Source organism: Pseudomonas sp. Leaf48 (assembly GCF_001421885.1).
Lineage (GTDB): Bacteria > Pseudomonadota > Gammaproteobacteria > Pseudomonadales > Pseudomonadaceae > Aquipseudomonas.
In genome coordinates this window covers 38,561-58,339 of sequence record NZ_LMLH01000032.1, presented here as the reverse complement: position 1 = coordinate 58,339, position 19,779 = coordinate 38,561, and the positions used below count along the sequence as shown (strand labels likewise).

General features: G+C 61.0%; 19 protein-coding genes and 1 pseudogene. 10 read left to right on the top strand and 10 right to left on the bottom strand.

Features of this window, described 5'->3' with window-relative positions:
• Nucleotides 1–25 precede the first annotated feature (25 nt).
• On the bottom strand, nt 26–994 hold the full coding sequence (ftrA, locus tag ASE98_RS23305; protein ID WP_060543669.1) for a transcriptional regulator FtrA: 969 nt from the start codon (nt 992–994) through the stop codon (nt 26–28).
• Nucleotides 995–1,096: 102 nt separating this feature from the next.
• On the opposite strand from ftrA, the gene ASE98_RS23300 reads away from it, so the two are divergent.
• The 4 genes from ASE98_RS23300 (at nt 1,097) to ASE98_RS23285 (ending at nt 4,913) form a co-directional block, all read left to right on the top strand.
• Nucleotides 1,097–1,531: a rhodanese-like domain-containing protein gene (locus ASE98_RS23300; RefSeq protein ID WP_060543668.1), complete on the top strand. Its 435-nt coding sequence runs from the start codon at nt 1,097–1,099 to the stop codon at nt 1,529–1,531.
• 316 nt (nt 1,532–1,847) lie between these two features.
• Entirely contained in the window at nt 1,848–2,627 is a 780-nt protein-coding gene (locus ASE98_RS23295; protein WP_060543667.1) for an ABC transporter substrate-binding protein, read from the top strand.
• A 287-nt stretch (nt 2,628–2,914) separates the two neighbouring features.
• Nucleotides 2,915–4,027 carry a succinylglutamate desuccinylase/aspartoacylase family protein gene (locus ASE98_RS23290; protein ID WP_060543666.1) on the top strand — a complete coding sequence of 371 codons (1,113 nt, stop codon included), beginning with the start codon at nt 2,915–2,917 and terminating at the stop codon, nt 4,025–4,027.
• 169 nt (nt 4,028–4,196) lie between these two features.
• Complete coding sequence (locus ASE98_RS23285) at nt 4,197–4,913, top strand: alpha/beta hydrolase (protein ID WP_060543665.1); 717 nt, start codon at nt 4,197–4,199, stop codon at nt 4,911–4,913.
• A gap of 3 nt (nt 4,914–4,916) precedes the next feature.
• Here the strand turns inward: ASE98_RS23285 and ASE98_RS23280 are convergent, their stop codons facing one another.
• From ASE98_RS23280 to ASE98_RS23260, 5 genes are all read right to left on the bottom strand, one after another.
• On the bottom strand, nt 4,917–5,483 hold the full coding sequence (locus ASE98_RS23280; RefSeq protein ID WP_060543664.1) for a hypothetical protein: 567 nt from the start codon (nt 5,481–5,483) through the stop codon (nt 4,917–4,919).
• A 92-nt stretch (nt 5,484–5,575) separates the two neighbouring features.
• Nucleotides 5,576–6,370 carry a hypothetical protein gene (locus tag ASE98_RS23275; RefSeq protein ID WP_060543663.1) on the bottom strand — a complete coding sequence of 265 codons (795 nt, stop codon included), beginning with the start codon at nt 6,368–6,370 and terminating at the stop codon, nt 5,576–5,578.
• 219 nt (nt 6,371–6,589) lie between these two features.
• Nucleotides 6,590–7,771 carry an acetyl-CoA C-acetyltransferase gene (locus tag ASE98_RS23270; protein WP_060543662.1) on the bottom strand — a complete coding sequence of 394 codons (1,182 nt, stop codon included), beginning with the start codon at nt 7,769–7,771 and terminating at the stop codon, nt 6,590–6,592.
• An 11-nt stretch (nt 7,772–7,782) separates the two neighbouring features.
• Nucleotides 7,783–8,448, bottom strand: coding sequence for a CoA transferase subunit B (locus tag ASE98_RS23265; RefSeq protein ID WP_060543661.1), 666 nt, complete (start codon nt 8,446–8,448; stop codon nt 7,783–7,785).
• 36 nt (nt 8,449–8,484) lie between these two features.
• Complete coding sequence (locus ASE98_RS23260; protein ID WP_060543660.1) at nt 8,485–9,183, bottom strand: CoA transferase subunit A; 699 nt, start codon at nt 9,181–9,183, stop codon at nt 8,485–8,487.
• A 215-nt stretch (nt 9,184–9,398) separates the two neighbouring features.
• On the opposite strand from ASE98_RS23260, the gene ASE98_RS23255 reads away from it, so the two are divergent.
• The gene (locus tag ASE98_RS23255) at nt 9,399–10,286 is read left to right on the top strand and encodes a LysR family transcriptional regulator (RefSeq protein WP_060543659.1); all 888 of its coding nucleotides are present in this window, start codon (nt 9,399–9,401) and stop codon (nt 10,284–10,286) included.
• Nucleotides 10,287–11,481: 1,195 nt separating this feature from the next.
• Here the strand turns inward: ASE98_RS23255 and ASE98_RS23250 are convergent.
• The 3 genes from ASE98_RS23250 to ASE98_RS23240 all read right to left on the bottom strand — a co-directional run bounded on the left by ASE98_RS23250 (nt 11,482) and on the right by ASE98_RS23240 (nt 14,925).
• Nucleotides 11,482–12,528 carry a class I SAM-dependent methyltransferase gene (locus ASE98_RS23250; protein WP_060543658.1) on the bottom strand — a complete coding sequence of 349 codons (1,047 nt, stop codon included), beginning with the start codon at nt 12,526–12,528 and terminating at the stop codon, nt 11,482–11,484.
• 349 nt (nt 12,529–12,877) lie between these two features.
• Nucleotides 12,878–14,188 carry an ATP-binding protein gene (locus tag ASE98_RS23245; protein WP_060543657.1) on the bottom strand — a complete coding sequence of 437 codons (1,311 nt, stop codon included), beginning with the start codon at nt 14,186–14,188 and terminating at the stop codon, nt 12,878–12,880.
• Complete coding sequence (locus ASE98_RS23240) at nt 14,185–14,925, bottom strand: response regulator (RefSeq protein WP_060543656.1); 741 nt, start codon at nt 14,923–14,925, stop codon at nt 14,185–14,187. Before ASE98_RS23240 ends, ASE98_RS23245 begins: the two co-directional genes overlap by 4 nt.
• Before the next feature lie 305 nt (nt 14,926–15,230).
• On the opposite strand from ASE98_RS23240, the gene ASE98_RS23235 reads away from it, so the two are divergent.
• The 3 genes from ASE98_RS23235 (at nt 15,231) to ASE98_RS23225 (ending at nt 17,403) form a co-directional block, all read left to right on the top strand.
• Nucleotides 15,231–15,494: a DUF2790 domain-containing protein gene (locus tag ASE98_RS23235; protein WP_060543655.1), complete on the top strand. Its 264-nt coding sequence runs from the start codon at nt 15,231–15,233 to the stop codon at nt 15,492–15,494.
• Between the two features lie 36 nt (nt 15,495–15,530).
• Complete coding sequence (locus ASE98_RS23230; protein WP_060543654.1) at nt 15,531–15,785, top strand: hypothetical protein; 255 nt, start codon at nt 15,531–15,533, stop codon at nt 15,783–15,785.
• 400 nt (nt 15,786–16,185) lie between these two features.
• The gene (locus ASE98_RS23225) at nt 16,186–17,403 is read left to right on the top strand and encodes a cytochrome c biogenesis protein DipZ (RefSeq protein WP_060543653.1); all 1,218 of its coding nucleotides are present in this window, start codon (nt 16,186–16,188) and stop codon (nt 17,401–17,403) included.
• A gap of 12 nt (nt 17,404–17,415) precedes the next feature.
• Here ASE98_RS23225 and ASE98_RS23220 read toward each other — a convergent pair whose 3' ends face one another.
• A complete protein-coding gene (locus ASE98_RS23220; protein WP_060543652.1) occupies nt 17,416–18,402 on the bottom strand; it encodes an AraC family transcriptional regulator in 987 nt (328 codons plus the stop codon).
• 178 nt (nt 18,403–18,580) lie between these two features.
• Here ASE98_RS23220 and ASE98_RS23215 point away from each other — a divergent pair, with 178 nt between their 5' ends.
• Both ASE98_RS23215 and ASE98_RS23210 read left to right on the top strand, forming a co-directional pair.
• Nucleotides 18,581–18,850 carry a DUF4242 domain-containing protein gene (locus ASE98_RS23215; protein ID WP_060543651.1) on the top strand — a complete coding sequence of 90 codons (270 nt, stop codon included), beginning with the start codon at nt 18,581–18,583 and terminating at the stop codon, nt 18,848–18,850.
• A gap of 41 nt (nt 18,851–18,891) precedes the next feature.
• A pseudogene (locus ASE98_RS23210) lies at nt 18,892–19,703 on the top strand (class I SAM-dependent methyltransferase).
• The last annotated feature ends 76 nt before the right edge of the window (nt 19,704–19,779 follow it).

The following is a 19,779-nucleotide window of genomic DNA, read 5'->3' as shown; positions in this document are numbered from 1 at the left end:
TCGCGAAGGGGTCCTTGAAGTCACCTCAAATACAGGATTTGTGCCCAAACCGCTCCCGATACACCGATGGCGGCACCCCGACCACACTGCGAAACGCCACCCGGAAACTTTCCACCGAGCGATAACCACAGCGCTGGGCAATCTGCTCGGTGTTCTGGTCGGTGCTTTCGAGCAATTCGCGGGCGCGACCCAGGCGCTCATGCTGCAACCAGGTCTTCGGTGACTGGCCGCTGGCTTCGCTGAAGCGGCGCAGGAACGTGCGTTCACTCATGGCCGCTTCGCTGGCCAGGTCGCGGACTTCCAGCGGTTCATGCAGGCGTTCGCGCGCCCACTGCATGACCCGGGAAAGATCACTGCGCGGCGCAGGGCTTACAGGGGTTGGAATGAATTGCGCCTGGCCACCGCTGCGCTGGGGCGACATGACCAGTCGCCGCGCCACCGAGTTGGCGACCTGGGTGCCGAAATCCCGCGCCACCAGATGCAGGCAGGCATCGATGCCCGCCGCGCTGCCGGCAGAGGTGATCAACTGGCCGGAATCGACATAGAGCACGTCCGGGTCCACCAGAATATTGGGGAAGCGCTCGGCCAGTTCATCGGTATAGCGCCAATGGGTGGTAGCGCCATGGGCGTCGAGCAGACCGGTGGCCGCGAGCACGAACACGCCGGAGCAGATCGACAGCAATCGAGCGCCGCGGGCATGGGCCCGGCGCAGGGCGTCGAGTAGTTCCTCGGGCACCGCCGCGCTGCGATCGCGCCAGCCTGGAATGATGATGGTGCGAGCCTCTGTGAGCAGTTCCATACCACCATCGGCCAGCACCTGGATGCCGCCCATCGCACGCATCGGGCCTTGATCGACGGCGACGATCCGGTGCTCGTACCACGGGAAGTCGAACTCCGGCCGGCACAGGCCGAAGATCTCCACGGCGATGCCGAACTCGAAGGTACAGAGGCCGTCGTAGGCCAGAATCGCGACGAGTCCTGGGGCAGATTGCATATTGGCGGAAAGTTCCCGGTCGATGTCTTGTACGCCACTGTAGCTGCAACTGGCAGGCAGATAAAGTCTTCCCACACCCACCGACACTTTGGAGTACCCCCAATGCCCAGTCTGGTCCGCGAAATACCTGCCGCCCCATCGGCCATTGCCCTGATGCACTTCACCAACCGCCTGACGTTCGAAACCGATTGTTCCGACGTCCACGCCAGTCAGGAGGCCGGCGAAGTCGATTTCATCCTGGTGGACGTACGAGGCCCGCTGGCGTTCGAACGGGGTCATGTACCGGGAGCTATCAATATTCCGGGGCGCCAGCTTACCGCCGAAAGTCTGGCGAATTATTCGAAGTCGAGCTTGTTCGTGGTCTATTGCGCCGGGCCCCACTGCAACGGCGCGAACAAGGCTGCGGTGAAGCTGGCGGCACTCGGCTACCCCGTCAAAGAGATGATCGGCGGGGTGACTGGGTGGCTGGATGAGGGGTTTGAGTTGAATGTTGCGGCGCAACCATCTGCCAAAGCCGTTATCGGATGCGAATGTTGAAGTAGCACATAGATCGTCAGAAGGCTTCCCGCAGCTGCGGACAGTCTTTTGACGTTGCCGCTCAGAACTGCCCGAAAATGGGCAGTTTTTGCTTAAAGCGGGAAATTATCTGACAGTCTTTTGCACCGCCATGGCGCGTACTTTTGAATGCTGCATCACACAAGCCTATTTTCATAAGTATTTGTCGCTTGCACGCAATTTAGCCTCCTGTTGCCGCTCTAGACTGCCGGCCACTTCGATTTTCGCTCACAAGGCGACGTTCGAAAGCTGAGAGTCGAAAGCTGCCAATAAAAGCCTCCGCACGCAGGAGTTATAAATGAAAAAGCTAGTGATGTTCGGTGCCCTGGCACTGTCGATGTTGTCCCTGACCGCCGTGGCCGAAGACGCCAAGCCGATCCGCATCGGTATCGAAGCCGGTTACCCGCCATTCTCGATGAAAACCCCTGACGGCAAACTCACCGGTTTCGATGTGGACATCGGCGATGCCCTGTGCGAGCAGATGAAAGTGAAGTGCACTTGGGTCGAGCAGGAATTCGACGGCCTGATCCCGGCACTCAAGGTCAAGAAAATCGACGCCATCCTGTCGTCCATGACCATTACCGACGATCGCAAGAAGAACGTCGATTTCACCAACAAGTACTACCACACCCCTGCGCGCTTCGTGATGAAGGAAGGTTCCGACGTCAAGGACCCGCTGACCGAACTCAAGGGCAAGAAAGTCGGCGTACTGCGCGCCAGTACCCATGACCGTTTCGCCACCGAAGTGCTGCAACCGGCAGGCATTGTCCTGGTGCGTTACGGTTCCCAGCAGGAAGCCAACCTGGATATGGTGTCCGGTCGCATCGACGCGCTAATGGCCGACTCGGTCAACCTGGACGACGGTTTCCTGAAAACCGACGCCGGTAAAGGTTTCGCTTTCGTCGGCCCTGAGTACAACGATCCGAAATACTTCGGTGGCGGCGCCGGCATTGCCGTGCGCAAGGGTGATACCGCCCTGGCCGAGCAGTTCAACACCGCCATCTCCGAAATCCGCGCCAACGGCAAGTACAAGCAAGTGCAGGACAAGTACTTCAAGTTTGACGTTTACGGCGAATAACCAAGCCGTTCAAAAAAATGGCAACCGTTGACGCGGTTGCCATTTTTTTTGTGCAATCATTTTCAGCGCTAAGAGACCTGTAGGCGCGATTCAATGTGGCAAGTGGCCTTGTTCGGCAAGAGGGCTTGTTGGCGACGGGACTATTGTGGCGAGGGGGCTTGCCCCCGTTGAGCTGCGAAGCCGCTAGGGAATGGGACTGCTGCGCAGTCCAATGGGGGCAAGCCCCCTCGCCACAAAAGCCTCGCTCCCACAGGTCATTGCGCCGTACAGACATCAGGAGTTCAGCCATGCAACGCATCGACCATCCACTGCCCTGGAGCCACCTGGGAACCGAGCGCACCCTTAGCGTGTTTCGCTATGGCGCTGGCCCGCGCAAGGTCTACATCCAGGCCAGCCTGCATGCCGATGAGTTGCCGGGCATGCGCACAGCCTGGGAACTGAAGAAACGCCTGGCCGAGCTGGAAAGCCTGGGGCAATTGCAAGGCGTGATCGAACTGGTGCCGGTGGCTAATCCCATCGGCCTCGATCAGCACCTTCAAGGCAGCCACATGGGGCGCTTCGAGCTGGGCAGCGGCAAGAACTTCAACCGCTCGTTCGTCGAGCTCAGTGCACCGGTCGCCGAGTTGATCGGCGAGCGCCTGGGCACCGATGCACAGGCCAACATTGCCCTGATTCGCCAGGCCATGGGCCAGGTCCTCGACAGCTTGCCGGCCGCCGCTTCGCAACTCGAAGCCATGCACCGCCTGTTGCTGCGCCATGCGTGCGATGCCGACATCACCCTCGATCTGCATTGCGATTTCGACGCGGCGATTCATCTCTACGCCTTGCCGCAACACTGGCCGCAATGGCAATCCCTGGCCGCGCGCCTGAAAGCCGGGGTGGCCTTGCTTTGTGAAGACTCCGGCGGCAGCTCTTTCGACGAGTCCTGTTCCTCGCCATGGTTGCGCCTGGCCAGGGCGTACCCTGACGCAGCGATCCCGGCGGCCAACCTCGCCACCACGCTCGAGTTGGGCAGCATGGGCGACACCCGGGTCGACCAGGCCCTGGCCAATTGCGAGGCCATTCTCGGGTTCCTCGCCGAACAGGGCTTCATCGGCGGCGACTGGCCAGTGGCGCCGAGCGACTGCTGTGAAGGCATGCCGTTCGAGGGCACCGAGTACCTGTTCGCCCCCCATCATGGCGTGGTCAGCTTCCTGCGTGAGGCGGGGGAATGGGTGGAGAAGGGCGACGCACTGTTTGAAGTGGTCGACCCCTTGACCGACAAGGTCACGACTGTGCGGGCCGGCACCAGCGGCGTGTTGTTTGCCATCGACCGTGGACGCTACACCCAGCCGGGGATCTGGCAGGCAAAAGTAGCCGGACGCGAGCCGATTCGGGTGGGGAAATTGATCAACGACTGATCCCGCAACCCTGTGTGATATCCCCCCCTTTAGAAGCTGGCTTGCCCGTCGCGATGGATGTTGGCTGTGAGGGCCCCATCGCTGGCTAGTCCGCCCCACAGGGGGGAATGGAGCAGCGACAAAAGTGTTAGGCTCTGAACCGAATCCTGCGCTCTGTGAAGGAAGGCTTATGTTGAAATTTCTCGCTCTGCTCACGCTGCTGGCATCCGCCGCCGTCCACGCTCAAACCCCGCTGCAGTCAGATCTTGCGCTCAAGTACCTGGAACAAACCACAGCCGAATCGCAGAATCAGCCCCTGGTGATTTTTCTCCACGGATACGGCAGCAACGAGCAGGACCTGTTTGGCATCAAGGACGATTTACCCGCGCAATACACCTACCTGTCGGTACGCGCACCCATGGTGATTGAAGAGGGCAGTTATCAGTGGTTTCGCAAAAAAGGCGAAGGCGCCTACGACGGTGAGACCGATGATCTGAAGAACAGCAGTCAGCTGTTGCTGGACTTCATTTCAGGCGCGGCGAAGAAATATCACACCGAGCCTGAGCGGGTGTACCTGGTGGGTTTCAGCCAGGGCGCAATCATGTCCTACGAAGTGGCTTTGCGGCACCCCGAGGCGGTGGGCGGGATTGCAGCATTGGGCGGGCGCATTTTGCCGGTGCTCAAGTCCGAGCTCAAACCGGATGAAAAACGCCAGTCGCTGGCGATCTTCATTGGGCATGGCGAGGAGGACAAACGCCTGCCCATCAGTGATGGTACCGAGGCCAGAAGCCTGTTGCAGAGCGTCTCGCTGGAGCCTGAGTTCCACGCTTATCCGGGCCTCGGTCACAGCATCAGCGCCGCCGAGATAGAGGATTTGAGCGCCTGGTTACAGCGCCTCAACCCTTGATTGCTATTTGCCGCTGACGAGCTGCTTGACCAGGGTTTCGTGGGCGGCCATGTCGCGCGGACGGGAAATCACCTGAACCACTGCCATGCGCGTACCGGACGCCGCCATCAGCGTGGTGTTGAGCGTCAGCCCGCCACCCTGAGTGGCGGTGCCGTCGACCTGGCGCAGGCCCAGCCCGGTTTTCAATGTCATGCTTTTTTCACTGAGCTTGTTGTAATCCGGCAGGGATTTGCGTTGAGCGGTGTCGAAGTCGGCCAGCGTGTCGTCGAGGAATTTACCGTCGTTGTCCTTGACGCTGACACCCTCGGGCAGATTGTTTTCAGCGGCGATCACCACGGTCTTGGTGGCCTCGTTGCTGTACATGGTGCCGCTGGCGCCGGTAGGGCTGTCGGGCAGTGCGGTAGTAATGAAACCCTTGGGCAGATTGAAGGTGAATTTGCCGCCAAGCATCGAGACTTTCTGGGCCGGAGCGTCGCTGGACGCGGCCTTGGCGGCCTGCGCATTCAAAGCCCCTATACCTGTGACGGCAGCCAGCAACAGGACCAGGGCTTTTTTACTCAACAGTGACATGGGAAGACTCCAGGGGTGGGGCGCGCGGTGAGGCGCGAATCATCCCATGGAGTGATTGATGCATCCAGCGCCGATGTACGGGTCGATGCGGATCAGCGCTTGATTGCCGTGCGATCCGTGGCTGCGGTCGTGCCGACCGGCCGCGCCAGCAAGCGCCGGGTCACGCCGAGCATGGCCACCGACACGGCGACACCCAGTACGAACGCATTGAGCCCCATGCCTGGCAAGGCCAGCGCCAGCACCAGGCAGAACGCGGCGAACGAATACATCCCGGTGGCGGTGGCACGCAGCAATGCGGCAGTAAACGCCGGGCCGCGGGTTTGCTGGGAGAACACCGCCATTACACTGCCCAACACCGGGAACACCGCGAGCAGGCCGCTCCAGCGCTCGCCGACGGTGCTGGCAAGCAGGGTCACGACCAGGGTCAGCACGGCGCCGGCAATCATGCGCAGTACCAGCTTGTCGGATTTCGGCGCCGGTCCGCTGCCCAACGGCTGAGCGGCGGGGAACAGGTATGGCGCGGCGAGCAGCGCGGTGGCGGCGGCGCACACGGACAACACCAGGGACGGGGGCATCAGCGACAGCGCGATGGCCGCCGCGCCCCAGACTGCCAGCGATACCACCAGGGCCAGCGGCCACCCGGCCCGTTGCGCAACCTGGGCGTAAGTCACGCAGAAGGCGATCATCGCGAACATGGCCGACAGTGCGGCCATTGCCGATTGAGCGGCAAATACTTCACCTTGTTCGATGGCGAGGAAGAACAGAATCGGCCCGACCACCACCGGCAACCCCGATAACCAGCCTGCAACACTGGGCCCCCAACGTTTGCCGGCAAGGGAAATCAGCAGCAGAAAACCTGGGATCACCAGCAGTTTGAGGATCAACACGCGCACGTCTCCGGCCTTTTGGGAACCGTAACGTTAGCACTGATTGCTCTATAGATTCTCAGAGGCTGTATACAAAGTTCTAAAGTGCATGTAGGAGGAGCGGCTTCGCATTGTGTCGCAGAAAAAAAGAACCCGGTGCGACGTTAATCGCACCGGGTGTTTTTCCAGGCTGCAGCGGTTCTTCGTGGGTCCCCGCGCAGTCTGTTGAACGCTGTTGGCTTACGCCCTTTCGAGCGCCAGGGCTACGCCCTGACCACCACCGATGCACAGGGTGGCGAGGCCTTTTTTGGCATCACGCTTGAGCATTTCGTGCAGCAAGGTCACCAGCACCCTGCAACCCGACGCACCGATCGGATGACCGAGGGCGATAGCGCCACCGTTGACGTTGACCTTGTCCAGATCCCATTCCAGGTCCTTGGCCACCGCCAGCGATTGCGCGGCGAAGGCTTCGTTGGCTTCGATCAGGTCCAGTTGGCTGATCGACCAGCCGGCCTTGTCCAGGCAACGGCGGGTCGCCGAAACCGGGCCGATGCCCATGATGGCCGGGTCCACGCCGGCATTGGCGTAGGCGGCGATCTTTGCCAGCACCGGCAGGCCCAGGGCCTTGGCTTTGTCCGCGCTCATCAGGATCACGGCGGCGGCGCCATCGTTGAGGGACGAAGCGTTGCCGGCGGTCACCGAACCGTCCTTCTTGAAGGCTGGCTTGAGCTTGCCCAGGGATTCGGCGGTGGTGCCGGCCCGTGGCTGCTCGTCGGTGGCGAAGGACAGAGGATCGCCCTTGCGCTGGGGAATCAGGATCGGCGTGATTTCCTCGGCAAAGCGCCCGGCCTCAATGGCTGCCACGGCTTTTTGCTGGGAGGCGGCCGCGAAGGCGTCCTGTTGCTCACGGGTCAGGTTGTACTTTTCCACCAGGTTTTCAGCGGTGATGCCCATGTGGTAATCGTTGAACGCATCCCACAGGCCATCGCTGATCATGGTGTCGACGAGTTGCCCATTGCCCATGCGCAGGCCGGTGCGGGCACCGGGCATGACGTAGTTGGACAGGCTCATGTTTTCCTGGCCACCGGCGATGATCACCTCGGCGTCACCGCAGCGAATGGCCTGGGCGCCCAGGTGCAAGGCCTTGAGGCCCGAGCCGCAGACCTTGTTCAGGGTCATGGCCGGCACGGCGAACGGCAGGCCGGCCTTGATCGCGGCCTGGCGCGCAGGGTTTTGCCCGGCACCGGCGGTCAGCACCTGGCCCATGATCACTTCATCGACTTCGGCGGGGTCCAGGCCGGTGTGCGCCAGCAACTGACGGATCACCGCAGCGCCCAGGTCAACCGCAGACACATTGGCCAGGGAACCCTGGAAGCTGCCGATCGCGGTACGCGTGGCGGCAACAATGACGACTTCTTGCATGGAATGATTCCTCACTGGGCAGCGAACTGCATCTCCGGAACGTGCTCCGGCACGATCAGTTTACCAGCGGTTTTAGCGACGATTTCTTCGACGCTGACGCCTGGCGCGCGTTCCTTGAGGATAAAAGCGCCATTTTCGATTTCCAGGTAAGCCAGGTCGGTCAGTACGCGCTTGATGCAGCCGGCACCGGTCAGCGGCAGGCTGCAGTGGTCCAGTAGCTTGGATTCACCATCCTTGGACGCGTGGGTCATGATGACGATGATGTTGTCTGCACCAGCTACCAGGTCCATTGCGCCGCCCATGCCCTTGACCAGTTTGCCGGGAATCATCCACGAGGCGATGTTGCCTTGCACGTCTACTTCAAAGGCACCCAGCACGGTCAGGTCGACATGGCCGCCGCGAATCATTGCGAAGGATTCGGCGGAAGAAAAAATCGATGCGCCAATGCGTGCGGTAACGGTCTGCTTGCCGGCGTTGATCATGTCGGCGTCGACCTGGTCTTCAGTCGGGAACGGACCCATGCCCAGCAGGCCGTTTTCCGACTGCAGCATGACTTCCATGCCTTCGGGAATGTAGTTGGCGACCAGGGTCGGAATGCCGATGCCCAGGTTCACGTAGAAGCCGTCCTGCATTTCGCGGGCGACGCGTTGAGCCATTTGTTCGCGGGAAAGTGCCATTGTTGTTATTCCTTCATTCGGTCCGGGGGCAGGGGATCACTTACGCACGGTGCGCTGTTCGATGCGCTTTTCAAACGTGCCGCAGATGACCCGGTCGACGTAGATGCCAGGGGTGTGGATCTGGGTCGGGTCCAGCTCGCCGGGTTCAACAATTTCCTCGACTTCGACCACGGTGATCTTGCCGGCGGTAGCGGCCAGCGGGTTGAAGTTCTGGGCGGTGTGGCGGTAGACCACGTTACCGAAATGGTCGGCTTTCCAGCCTTTGACGATGGCGAAGTCGCCGGTGATGGATTCTTCCATCAGGTACTGGCGGCCATTGAATTCGCGAACTTCCTTGCCTTCGGCCACCGGGGTGCCGACGCCGGTCGCGGTGAAGAAGGCCGGGATGCCGGCGCCGCCTGCGCGCATTTTTTCCGCCAGGGTGCCCTGGGGCGTCAGGACCACTTCGATCTCGCCGCTGAGCAGTTGCTCTTCGAACAACTTGTTCTCGCCGACGTAGGAGGCCACCACCTTGCTGATCTGGCGGTCTACGAGCAGCACGCCGAGGCCGAAACCGTCGATGCCGCAGTTGTTGGAAACCACGGTGAGGTCGCGGGTGCCTTTGCGTTTGATCTCGTTGATCAGGTTTTCCGGGATACCGCAAATACCGAAGCCGCCAGCGATGACGGTCATGCCGTCTTCCAGACCGGCCAGAGCTTCCTCGTAGGAACTCACGCGCTTGTCGAAACCTGCCATATGCACCTCTTTTATTCTTTGTGGGCGGCTGGCTAGCCGTAATGGTTGAAGTGTCTCGCCGGGAGATTGATTTGTTAAGTTGATTTTTAAGGTTAATTGATAGATAAAACTCAATAGTTGAAAAAATCAACAAACTATCCGAACGCACCCGTAGCCCTCGGCTGGCACCATCTTGCGGCTACAAGCTTGCAGCTTACCACTGGAGTAGAGCGACCATGACCGTCAAGCAGATCCGTGCCTTTCTGGCCGTGGCCCAGAGTTTGAGCTTCGCCGTGGCCTGCGAGCGCCTGCACTTGTCGCAGTCGGCCTTGAGCCTGACCATCAAGGCGCTGGAAGAGGGGCTGGGTGGACGCTTGTTCACCCGTAATACGCGCAACGTCGCCCTCACTGCCGAAGGCGAAGCGCTGGTGCCGCTGGCACGCCGGCTCATTGCCGATTGGGACAATGCCGAGGATGAACTGCGCCAGCGCTTTACCCTCCAGCGCGGCCGCGTGACCCTGGCGGCGATGCCGTCGTTTGCCGGTAACCTGTTGCCGCCGATCCTCAAGACCTTCCGGGCCCGTTATCCAAAGGTCAACGTCACGGTCAATGACGTGATCAACGAACAAGTGCTGGAAATGGTCCGCGATCGCCAGGTTGAGTTGGGGGTGGCGTTCGAACCGACCCAGAGCTCTTCGCTGCAGTTCACGCCACTGTATATCGATCGCTTCGTGGCGGTCGTGCCGCTGGATTCGCCGCTGGCCGAACTTGCTGAAATCGACTGGCAGACCTTGCTCAAGGAACCGTTCATTACCCTGCAGCGCCCCTCGACGTTGCGGGTGATGCTGGAGGAGCATTTGCAGGCGCGCGGGATGAAGCTGCCGGTGGAATTTGAAAGCCATCAGTTGGCGACCGTGGGCAGGATGGTCGCCAGTGGCCTGGGGGTGAGCGCGGTGCCGGCGTTGTGTGCCGGGCAGATGCGTGAGCTGGGTGCACGTTGCATCACCCTGAGCGACCCGGTGGTGGAACGGGCGATCGGGGTGTTGACCTTGCCGGGCGGCGAGCTGTCGGCGGCGGCGCAGGCGTTGTTTGATGTGCTCAGGGCTGAGGATTTTGCGCTGTAGTTAAAGCAAAGCCCTCACCCCAGCCCTCTCCCAGGGGGAGAGGGAGCCGACCGAGTTGTCTCAGGAAATTATGCGACCTGATACATTTCATCGATTATGGATTCGAGGAAGTATCCCTCCCGAAAAATCGGAACGCCAGGAGGGAGCCGACCGAGTTGTCTCAGGAAATTATGCGACCTGATACATGTCATCGATTATGGATTCGAGGAAGTATCCCTCCCGAAAAGTCGGAACGCCAGGAGGGAGCCGCCCGAGTTGTCTCCGGAAATTATGCGACCTGATACATGTCATCGATTATGGATCGAGGAAGTATCCCTCCCGAAAAGTCGGAACGCCAGGAGGGAGCCGCCCGAGTTGTCTCAGGAAATTATCCGACCTGATACATGTCATCGATTATGGATTCGAGGAAGTATCCCTCCCGAAAANCGGAACGCCAGGAGGGAGCCGCCCGAGTTGTCTCAGGAAATTATCCGACCTGATACATGTCATCGATTATGGATTCGAGGAAGTATCCCTCCCGAAAAATCGGAACGCCAGGAGGGAGCCGCCCGAGTCGTCTCAGGAATTTATGCGACCTGATACATTTCTTCGATTATGGATTCGAGGAAGTATCCCTCCCGAAAAGTCGGAACGCCAGGAGGGAGCCGCCCGAGTTGTCTCAGGAAATTATCCGACCTGATACATGTCATCGATTATGGATTCGAGGAAGTATCCCTCCCGAAAAGTCGGAACGCCAGGAGGGAGCCGCCCGAGTCGTCTCAGGAATTTATGNCGCGAGCATGCTCGCTCAAGGTTCCTCGGTGTATCTATCCGACCTGATACATGTCATCGATTATGGATTCGAGGAAGTATCCCTCCCGAAAAGTCGGAACGCCAGGAGGGAGCCGCCCGAGTTGTCTCAGGAAATTATCCGACCTGATACATGTCATCGATTATGGATTCGAGGAAGTATCCCTCCCGAAAAGTCGGAACGCCAAGAGGGAGCCGACCGAGTTGTCTCAGAAAATTATGCGACCTGATACATTTCATCGATTAAGGATTCGGCAAAGTATTTTCAGGTCGAAGGATACGTCCAATATCCCCCGATCGGCTCCCTCTCCCTCCGGGAGAGGGCTGGGGTGAGGGCTGGATCTACAGTCGAACCTCACAGCTCGCTCACCCACGCTAAGCGGACAATGGTGGTCCTGCAAAGCGGTTATTTGCGAGCTTCCAGAATCAGGTTGAACGGCGTTTCGGTAGCCCGGCGAAAGGTCGAGAAACCGGCTTCGGTAAACACTTTGCGCAACCGCGCTTCCCCGGCCTGGGCACCGAGCCCGAGACCAACCTCCTGGGACAGCGAGTTGGGCGTGCAGATAAAGGTCGAGGCGGCGTAGAACAGTCGGCCTACCGGGGTGGCGTTGTCGTCGAGCGCGTCGTTGGCGAAGGGCTCGACCAGCAGCACGGTGCCGTCGGGTTTGAGCGAGTCATAGGCGTGTTGCGCTGCACCCACCGGGTCGCCCATGTCGTGCAGGCAGTCGAAATAGCAGATCAGGTCGTAGTCGGTTCCAGGGTAGCTTTTTGCCGTGCCCTGGAAAAACCGCGCGCGGTCTGATACGCCACCTTCTTCGGCCCGCTGGGTGGCGACGGTCACGGAGGGCGCGTGGTAGTCAAAACCGACGAAGCGCGAGTCGGGAAATGCCTGGGCCATGATCACGGTCGAAGCGCCGTGGCCGCAGCCAACGTCCGCCACTTTAGCGCCGGCTTCAAGTTTTGCCACTACGCCATCGAGGGCCGGCAGCCATTTGGCGATCAGGTGTGCCTTGTAACCGGGCCGGAAGAAGCGTTCAGTGCCGCTGAACATGCACGGATGGTGATCGCCCCAGGCCAGGGCGCCATTGCCGCGCATGGCATTGACCAGTTTGTCCTTGTCATGAAAAAACGACGCAACCACGCCGACACCGCCAGCCACATACACCGGTGAGTCTTCGATGGCCAGCGCCAGGGCTTGCTCCTCGGGCAGGCGGAACTGACCGTCGCGGTGTTCCATATAACCGGAGGCAGCGTGGGCGCTGAGCCACTCGCGCAGCAGGCGGGGGTTGCAGCCGGTCTTGTCGGCGAGTGCTTCGGGGGTCACTGGCTGGCTGTCGGCCATGGCCCGGTACAGCCCGAGCTCTTCGCCGAGGATGACATTGGCGAGCATTGCCGCGCCGCCCATGTCATTCACCAGTTTGCCCATGAAATCATTGAGTCTGGCCTCGTCCATCACGTGTGCTCCTATGGCAGGATCACGGTCCAGAGGCTGGGTTTGCCTGGGCGTTCGCCGCTGGGCGGTGGTCGTGGGAATGGGCAGGATGGTAAGTGGTCCTGCGTGCATTAAGTCTAGTCCCGGGGCAGTGGGGTATTGCCTGGAGCGACGAATGCCCCAAACCGGCACCAACCCCTTGCGGCGGCGTGCTGGCATTGGCCGCGTGACGGCCGACAAATCTCTTGCGACTGTACCCAGCCCCTGTGGGAGCCGGCCTGCCGGTGATGGCAACCTTAAAGCCGACTCATCCCTTGCAGCCGTCCCCCAATGCCTGTGCAACCAAGCCTGCCTCCTGCACAGAGCCCCTTTACCCCGGCAACCGGAGCTGCGCACACAACCCCCCCCCTTCACGATTGCTCAAGGTCAGCGACCCTCCAATCGCCACCGCCAGTTGCTGGGCAATCGCCAAACCCAACCCGGTGCCGCCGGTACTGCGATTCCTTGAATTTTCCACGCGGTAGAAGGGTTGCATGACTTGCGCCAGTTCCTCCTCTGCAATACCCGGCCCTCGATCCATGACTTTGACCAACAGGCTGCCGTCGGCCTTTTTTTCCACCCAAAGCTCTGCCGCGCCAGCGAATTTCAGTGCGTTGTCGGTCAGGTTGACCAGCACTCGCCTCAGCGCATGGGGGCGGGTGTCGATGACGCTGGCGCTCTTGCCAGCGAGCTGGACATCTTTACCCATGTCCTGATAGTCGAACACCAGGCTGTCAAGGAACGAGTCCAGGTCGGTGCGGCGGCTTTCTTCGGTGGCGCCGTGGATGCTGCGGGCATAGGCCACGCCTTCGCGTACCAAGTGCTCCATCTCGCCGAGGTCGTTGCAGAGTTTGTCTTTCTCGCTGGAGTCGTCCATGAATTCGGCGCGCAGTTTCATGCGCGTGATCGGGGTTTGCAGGTCGTGGGAGATGGCTGCCAGCAGTTGCATGCGTTCTTTGAGGTAGGCGGCGATGCGTGCCTGCATCGCGTTGAAGGCCTTGGCCGCGTGGGCGACTTCAGTCGGACCCTGTTCGTCGAGGAGCACCGGGTGGGCGTTGGGGTCCAGGGTTTCCACGGCATCGGCGAGGCGGGTCAGGGGACGGATGGCAATTCTCACGGCCAGCCAGGTACAGGCAAGCATCAGCGCCAGCTGCCCGAGCAATACGATCGGCAACCACGGCGACAATGGCTTCATGGCTGGCCGTACATCGATGGTCAGCGGGCTGCCGTCGGCCAGTTTCAGGTGAACCTGGAAGTGTTTTTTCGGCCCCGGGATCTCGGTAAAGGTCATGGGGTAGTCATGGCCGATGGCGTCTTTGATCGAAGCCATGGCGACTGGCGCATTGGGCATGTCCGGCGCCATGGCCGTCCCCGGCGAGCCGTCGCTGAGCAAATAGCTGTAATTCTGCCGTTCCAGCTGCTGCAACCAGCTGGCGCGCTCTGCGGCGGGCAGGCGGTCGAGGATGGCGATGGAGGTCGAGACGTCGGTTTCCAGATTGCCGAGCATGGTGTTCTTCGCGCTTTCGTAGCGCTCGTAGTACTGCGCGCCGAAAGACAGCGCCTGGGCCAGGATCAGGCCGATCAGGAAAATCAGCGACAGCCGCGAGGCCAGGGTGCGTGGCCAGCGCATTGGCAGCGTCATGACGGGGCACCGAGTATTTCCACCGGCAGGGAGAAAACGTAGCCCTCGCTGCGCACGGTCTTGATGTAGGCCGGCTCGCGGGCGTCGTCCAGCAGGCGCTGGCGCAGACGGCTGACCAGCAGATCGATGGAACGGTCGAACAGGTCGGCGTCGCGGCCCTGGGTCAGGTTCAACAGTTGATCGCGATTGAGCACCCGTTGCGGGTGGTCGAGGAACACCCGCAGCAAGCGATATTCGGCACCGCTCAGCGCCACCATGGTGCCGTTCTGATCCAGCAGGTGCCGGGCCGAAGTGTCCAGGCGCCAGCGCCCGAAAGCCAACAGCCGACCGCTTTCAGTGACGACCAGGTTCGGCGGCAGCATCCGCGTGCGGCGCAGCACGGCATTGATGCGCGCGAGCAGTTCACGGGCAGCGAACGGCTTGGTCAGGTAGTCGTCGGCGCCCATTTCCAGGCCGATGATGCGGTCGGTCTCATCGTTGCGCGCGGTGAGCATCAGCACCGGCGTAGCTTTGTGTTTGCCCGCGCGCAACTCGCGGCAAAGCAGCAGGCCATCGTCACCCGGCATCATGATGTCCAGCACGATCAGGTCCACAGGCGTGGTTTCGAGGAACGCGCGCATCTGTCGCCCATCCGCCACGACAGTGGTGCGCAGGCCGTTCTTCTTCAGGTAGTTGCCGACCAGTTCGCGGATCTCGCGGTCATCGTCAACGATGAGGATGTGATCGATGTGCTCCATGGGGCGGGGCCTCTGATAAGTGGGAATGTCACACAGTCTATCGAGGCTTCGTGCGCCTGCCCGTCGCCCTTTGTATTGCAGTGTATCTGGCCTGCGTGTGGATACACACGGAGGCAAAAACGTGGTTTTTGCGCAGGTTTGTATCCCTCTGTATCCCGGCCGGGCGCAGATACGTACTGATTTATCCGGGCCGGTTCCCGACACATGCGCGATACCTTCCAGTCGTTAAATAGGTTCCATCGAGGCAAACCCAAGCGCCTCGGCCCAATCAACGATTTGACCTGTCGAAACCTTGAGGAACCGCCATGAACACCAAAGCCATCTACGCCGCTTGCCTGTTTGCCGCTTTGAACATCTGCACCTTGTCGGCCCGCGCCGAAGCTGATGTCAGCGCCAAACCCTACACCTACGGTACGCACCTGGACATCAAGAAAGTGGTGTCGCTGACCCAGGATGCTGCGCCTTCCTGCGGGGTGGTGAATGCCCAGCTGACTTACCTGGACTCCCAGAGCAAAACCCAGGTACTGGACTACCGCAAGCTTTCCGACAACTGCAACTCGGATAACTGAGCCCGGGTTCCCTCCCTCTAGAACAGGAAGAACATCATGAACAAGGTTACCCGCTACCTGACCGCTGTCGCGTTCGCCATGGCCGGTGCGGCCGCCCATGCCAACGCCACCGTCGAGCAAAGCGCTTGCGGCGCCAGCACCTGCTTTCAACTGACTACCGTAGCAGGGAAGGGCACTCATCGATTGCTCGCCGAGGATGGCTCGAGCCGTACGCCGCAGGGGCAGATGGTTGCCGAGAATGGTTCCAGCCGCACGACCCAAGGGCAGTTGTTGGACAGCCAGCCAGTTTGAGGCGCTGGTGCAATCCACCCCTCACCCCAGCCCTCTCCCGAGGGAGAGGGAGCCGATCTTTATCGCTTTCAAGGCCGGGGTTCGACTCGATATTTCAGGTCGCGTTCTATTGTCCAGGCCCATATTCCAGAGGGTAGAGGGAGTCGAACCTCATCGCTTTCAAGGCCCGGGTTCGACTCGATATTTCAGATCACGGTCTCTTGCCCAGGCCCCTGCGTCAGCCCTTCTACCCAGAGGGGAAAGGCAGCCGATCTTCATCGCTTTCAAGGCCCGAGTTCGACTCGATATTTCAGGTCGCAGTATCTCGCCCAGGCACCTCGGTCAGTCCCCTCTCCCTCGGGAGAGGGTTAGGGTGAGGGGTGGATCTTGAGCCTGACCACACATCAAAAGGTAAACTGCCATGTTACTCATCGCTTTCCTGGGCGGCATATTGACCGTCCTCAGTCCCTGCATCCTCCCGGTCGTGCCGTTTCTGTTCGCCGGAGCCCACCGCACCCGCTCATCGATCCTGCTGACCCTCGGCGGCATGGTCCTCACTTTCGCCCTGGTCTCCAGCCTGGCCGTGGTCAGCAGTGAGTGGGTGATCAAGGCCAGCAACACCGGCCGCCACGTCGCCCTGATCGTGATGGTGCTGTTCGCCCTGTCACTGATTTCCGCCCGGGTCGGCGACTGGCTGGCGCATCCCTTCGTGGTGCTGGGCAATCGCATCAATCCAGGCAGCCGGAAAGTGTCCGGCCCACTGTCCTCGATCATGATCGGCGTCGCGACCGGCCTGCTGTGGGCACCCTGTGCCGGGCCGATCCTGGGTGTCATCCTCACCAGCGCCATGCTGCAAGGCGCGAATGTCGGCACCAGTGTGTTGCTGGTGGCCTACGGCGCAGGGAGTGCCTTGTCGCTCGGCGCCCTGATCTTCGCCGGGCGCGGGCTGGTCAATCGCTTGAAGCCGTCGATTCCGGTGACCGGTTGGCTGCGCCGCGGTGCTGGCGTCGCAGTTCTGGCCGGGGCCGCAGTGCTCTCCACCGGTGCCGATGACGTGCTGTTGGCCAACACCTCCTCCGAGGGTGTCAGCCGCGTCGAGAAAGGCGTACTGGAAGCCGTACCGAAAGTTGTCGATTACCTGGTCAGCAAGGTCAAGGCCGACAGCACCATGGATAACGGCAAAGGTGCGATGCCGTCGCTGTCGGGCGCCGTCGAATGGATCAACTCGCCGGCTCTGAGCAACGAATCGCTCAAAGGCAAAGTGGTGCTGGTGGATTTCTGGACCTTCGACTGCATCAACTGCAAGCACACCTTGCCCTACGTGAAGGACTGGGCGAAAAAATACGAAAAGGACGGCCTGGTGGTCATCGGTGTACACACGCCGGAGTACGGTTTCGAACGCATCATCGATAACGTCAAGGCCAAGGTGCAGGAATACGGCATCACCTATCCGGTGGCGATCGACAACAACTATGCGATCTGGCGCAACTTCGACAATCAGTACTGGCCTGCCCACTATCTGATTGATGCCAAGGGGCAGGTGCGTTACAGCCACTTTGGCGAAGGCAGTTATGAGGCTCAGGAGATGATGATTCAGCAGTTGCTGGAAGAGGCCAGGGCAGGCGCGAAAGCGGCATAAATACCAGCGCGGTCAATGGCTCACCGGTCCGTGGGCCATTGTCCTTTTCTCCTGACCCCGGCGCCACGTCGCCGGCGGTGCGCCGAACTCACGGCGAAAGGCCCGGCTGAATGCCGTGTCGGTCTGATAGCCCACCTCTTCGGCAATTCGTATCAGCGGGCTGTTGCTGCTGCGCAACAGGTTGGCGGCGAGCAACATCCGCCATTGCGTCAGGTACTGCATGGGCGGGCTGCCGACCAGTTTCAGGAAGCGCTCGGCCAGTACCGACCTCGATGTGCCAGCGGTGCTGGCCAGTTCATCCAGCGTCCAGGCGTGACCGGGATCTTTATGCAGGGCGTTGAGGGCGGCACCGACAATCCGGTCGCTGACCGCAGCCAGCCAGCCGGTGCGATCCTTGCCGTGTTCGTGCATGTACAGGCGCAGCACTTCGATGAACAACACTTCGGCCAGTTTCGCCAATACACCTTCGCCACCGGGCCTTGGTGAACGGGCTTCGGCCAGGGCATAACGCACCGAAGACTCCAGCCACACACCGGCACTGGAATCGCGCAAATTGACCCGCACCACCGGCGGCAAACCCGTGAGCAGCATGCCGGCCAGTCGCTTGTCGCAGGCCAGGTAACCGCATACCAGGCGCGTCACCGCGCCGCCACCACCGTAGCTCAACTGCCGCGGACGCCGCGCCAGCACTACGTCCAGTCGCGCGCCAGTGGCGGGGGGCAATCCCGGCCTGGAGCACATGCGATGGGCGTCGCCCTGGGGAAACACCACCACATCTCCGGCGCTCAGGAGCAGAGGCGGGGCGTCGCCCAGTTCGACGTAACACCCGCCTTCGCTGATCAAGTGGAAAATCACCACCCGCTCTGCGCCGGGCTCCAGAAAGGGCGCGGCGGTGTCGGCGCAGGGTGACTGGTAGCACCAGGGCGCAGTGAACCTGGCATTGATAAAGATCGCGCCGACCAGATGCACGACGCGCAGGGTCTGTGACAGGGCGTCCATGGGCGATTTCCCGTTTGGCGGTTACTGATTGTGAGCGCGCCGGGGCGCAACGCGAAATCTCCGGACGATCGGACAGGCCTGGCCGACGATCGGGCAGGACGCCAACGGGTGCTGGAGCGATAGTTGGCGCACAGGGTCACTGCCGGCCTTGTCATCCATAAGAACAAGAGAGGTTGCCATGCCGAAATTCGTCATAGAACGCGAGATTCCAGGCGCGGGAGCACTGTCGGAAAGGGATTTGAAAGCTGTCTCGCAGAAATCATGCCGTGTATTGCGCGATATTCCAGAGGTGCAATGGCTGCAAAGTTATGTCACCGGCGACAAGTTGTACTGCGTGTACATCTCACCAAATGAAGCGCTCATCAGGGAACACGCCAGGCAGGGCGGTTTTCCGGCCAACCGGATTTCCCAGGTCATGAACGTCATCGATCCGACAACGGCTGAGTAGTCGCCCGCATCGAAACCGGGTTCCAACCAGAGAGCGCTTCCATGAGTACACCCATTGACCTTGTTGCTTTGAAGAACCGCCAGCTGGCCTCCTGGGCCAGCGGCGACTATGCCGTGATCGGCACCACCTTGCAGATTGTCGGCGAGCAACTGGCCGAAGCCTGCGACCTGTTGTGCGACGAACGGGTGCTGGACGTCGCTGCGGGCAACGGTAACGCGACACTGGCCGCGGCGCGCCGTGGTTGCAAGGTGACATCCACCGACTACGTGGCCGCCCTGCTCGAACGTGGCGAAGACCGGGCCCGCGCAGAGCGCCTGCACGTGACCTTTCAGGTAGCCGACGCCGAAGCCTTGCCGTTCGAGGACGGACACTTCGACGCCGTGCTTTCGACCTTCGGCGTAATGTTTGCACCCGACCAGCCCAAAGCCGCCGCGGAACTCGCGCGGGTCTGCCGGCCCGGCGGGCGGATAGGCCTCGCCAACTGGACACCGGAGGGTTTCGTTGGGCAGATGTTCAAGACCCTGGGCCGGCACGTGCTCCCCCGCCAGGGGCCCTGCCGCCTTCGCAGTGGGGCACCGAAGCCTGGCTGCACGAGCATTTTGACGAGCGCCAGTTCCTGCTCCAGGTGACTCGCCGCACCTTCAACTTCCGCTATCGCTCGGCGGCCCATTTCATCGACGTCTTCCGCCGCTGGTACGGCCCGATCCACAAGGCGTTCGCCGCGCTGCCCAACGAAGGTGCGCTGGCGCTGGAAGCGGATCTGACCGAGTTGATCAATCGCCTGAACCGGGCCGGGGATAAGTCGGTGGTGGTGCCCAGTGAATATCTGGAGGTGGTGATTACCCGGCGCTGAGGCAACCCCTGTAGGAACGGCCGTCCAGTTGAAAAGGTGCTGGCTGACCCATGCATAGACGCCTTGGCTTGGGCGA

Bases quoted from the DNA above. Each gene is read 5' to 3' on its own strand.
- ftrA (WP_060543669.1), bottom strand. From the start codon at position 994: ATGCAATCTGCCCCAGGACTCGTCGCGATTCTGGCCTACGACGGCCTC.
- ASE98_RS23300 (WP_060543668.1), top strand. From the start codon at position 1,097: ATGCCCAGTCTGGTCCGCGAAATACCTGCCGCCCCATCGGCCATTGCC.
- ASE98_RS23295 (WP_060543667.1), top strand. From the start codon at position 1,848: ATGAAAAAGCTAGTGATGTTCGGTGCCCTGGCACTGTCGATGTTGTCC.
- ASE98_RS23290 (WP_060543666.1), top strand. From the start codon at position 2,915: ATGCAACGCATCGACCATCCACTGCCCTGGAGCCACCTGGGAACCGAG.
- ASE98_RS23285 (WP_060543665.1), top strand. From the start codon at position 4,197: ATGTTGAAATTTCTCGCTCTGCTCACGCTGCTGGCATCCGCCGCCGTC.
- ASE98_RS23280 (WP_060543664.1), bottom strand. From the start codon at position 5,483: ATGTCACTGTTGAGTAAAAAAGCCCTGGTCCTGTTGCTGGCTGCCGTC.
- ASE98_RS23270 (WP_060543662.1), bottom strand. From the start codon at position 7,771: ATGCAAGAAGTCGTCATTGTTGCCGCCACGCGTACCGCGATCGGCAGC.
- ASE98_RS23265 (WP_060543661.1), bottom strand. From the start codon at position 8,448: ATGGCACTTTCCCGCGAACAAATGGCTCAACGCGTCGCCCGCGAAATG.
- ASE98_RS23260 (WP_060543660.1), bottom strand. From the start codon at position 9,183: ATGGCAGGTTTCGACAAGCGCGTGAGTTCCTACGAGGAAGCTCTGGCC.
- ASE98_RS23255 (WP_060543659.1), top strand. From the start codon at position 9,399: ATGACCGTCAAGCAGATCCGTGCCTTTCTGGCCGTGGCCCAGAGTTTG.
- ASE98_RS23250 (WP_060543658.1), bottom strand. From the start codon at position 12,528: ATGGACGAGGCCAGACTCAATGATTTCATGGGCAAACTGGTGAATGAC.
- ASE98_RS23245 (WP_060543657.1), bottom strand. From the start codon at position 14,188: ATGACGCTGCCAATGCGCTGGCCACGCACCCTGGCCTCGCGGCTGTCG.
- ASE98_RS23240 (WP_060543656.1), bottom strand. From the start codon at position 14,925: ATGGAGCACATCGATCACATCCTCATCGTTGACGATGACCGCGAGATC.
- ASE98_RS23235 (WP_060543655.1), top strand. From the start codon at position 15,231: ATGAACACCAAAGCCATCTACGCCGCTTGCCTGTTTGCCGCTTTGAAC.
- ASE98_RS23230 (WP_060543654.1), top strand. From the start codon at position 15,531: ATGAACAAGGTTACCCGCTACCTGACCGCTGTCGCGTTCGCCATGGCC.
- ASE98_RS23225 (WP_060543653.1), top strand. From the start codon at position 16,186: ATGTTACTCATCGCTTTCCTGGGCGGCATATTGACCGTCCTCAGTCCC.
- ASE98_RS23220 (WP_060543652.1), bottom strand. From the start codon at position 18,402: ATGGACGCCCTGTCACAGACCCTGCGCGTCGTGCATCTGGTCGGCGCG.
- ASE98_RS23215 (WP_060543651.1), top strand. From the start codon at position 18,581: ATGCCGAAATTCGTCATAGAACGCGAGATTCCAGGCGCGGGAGCACTG.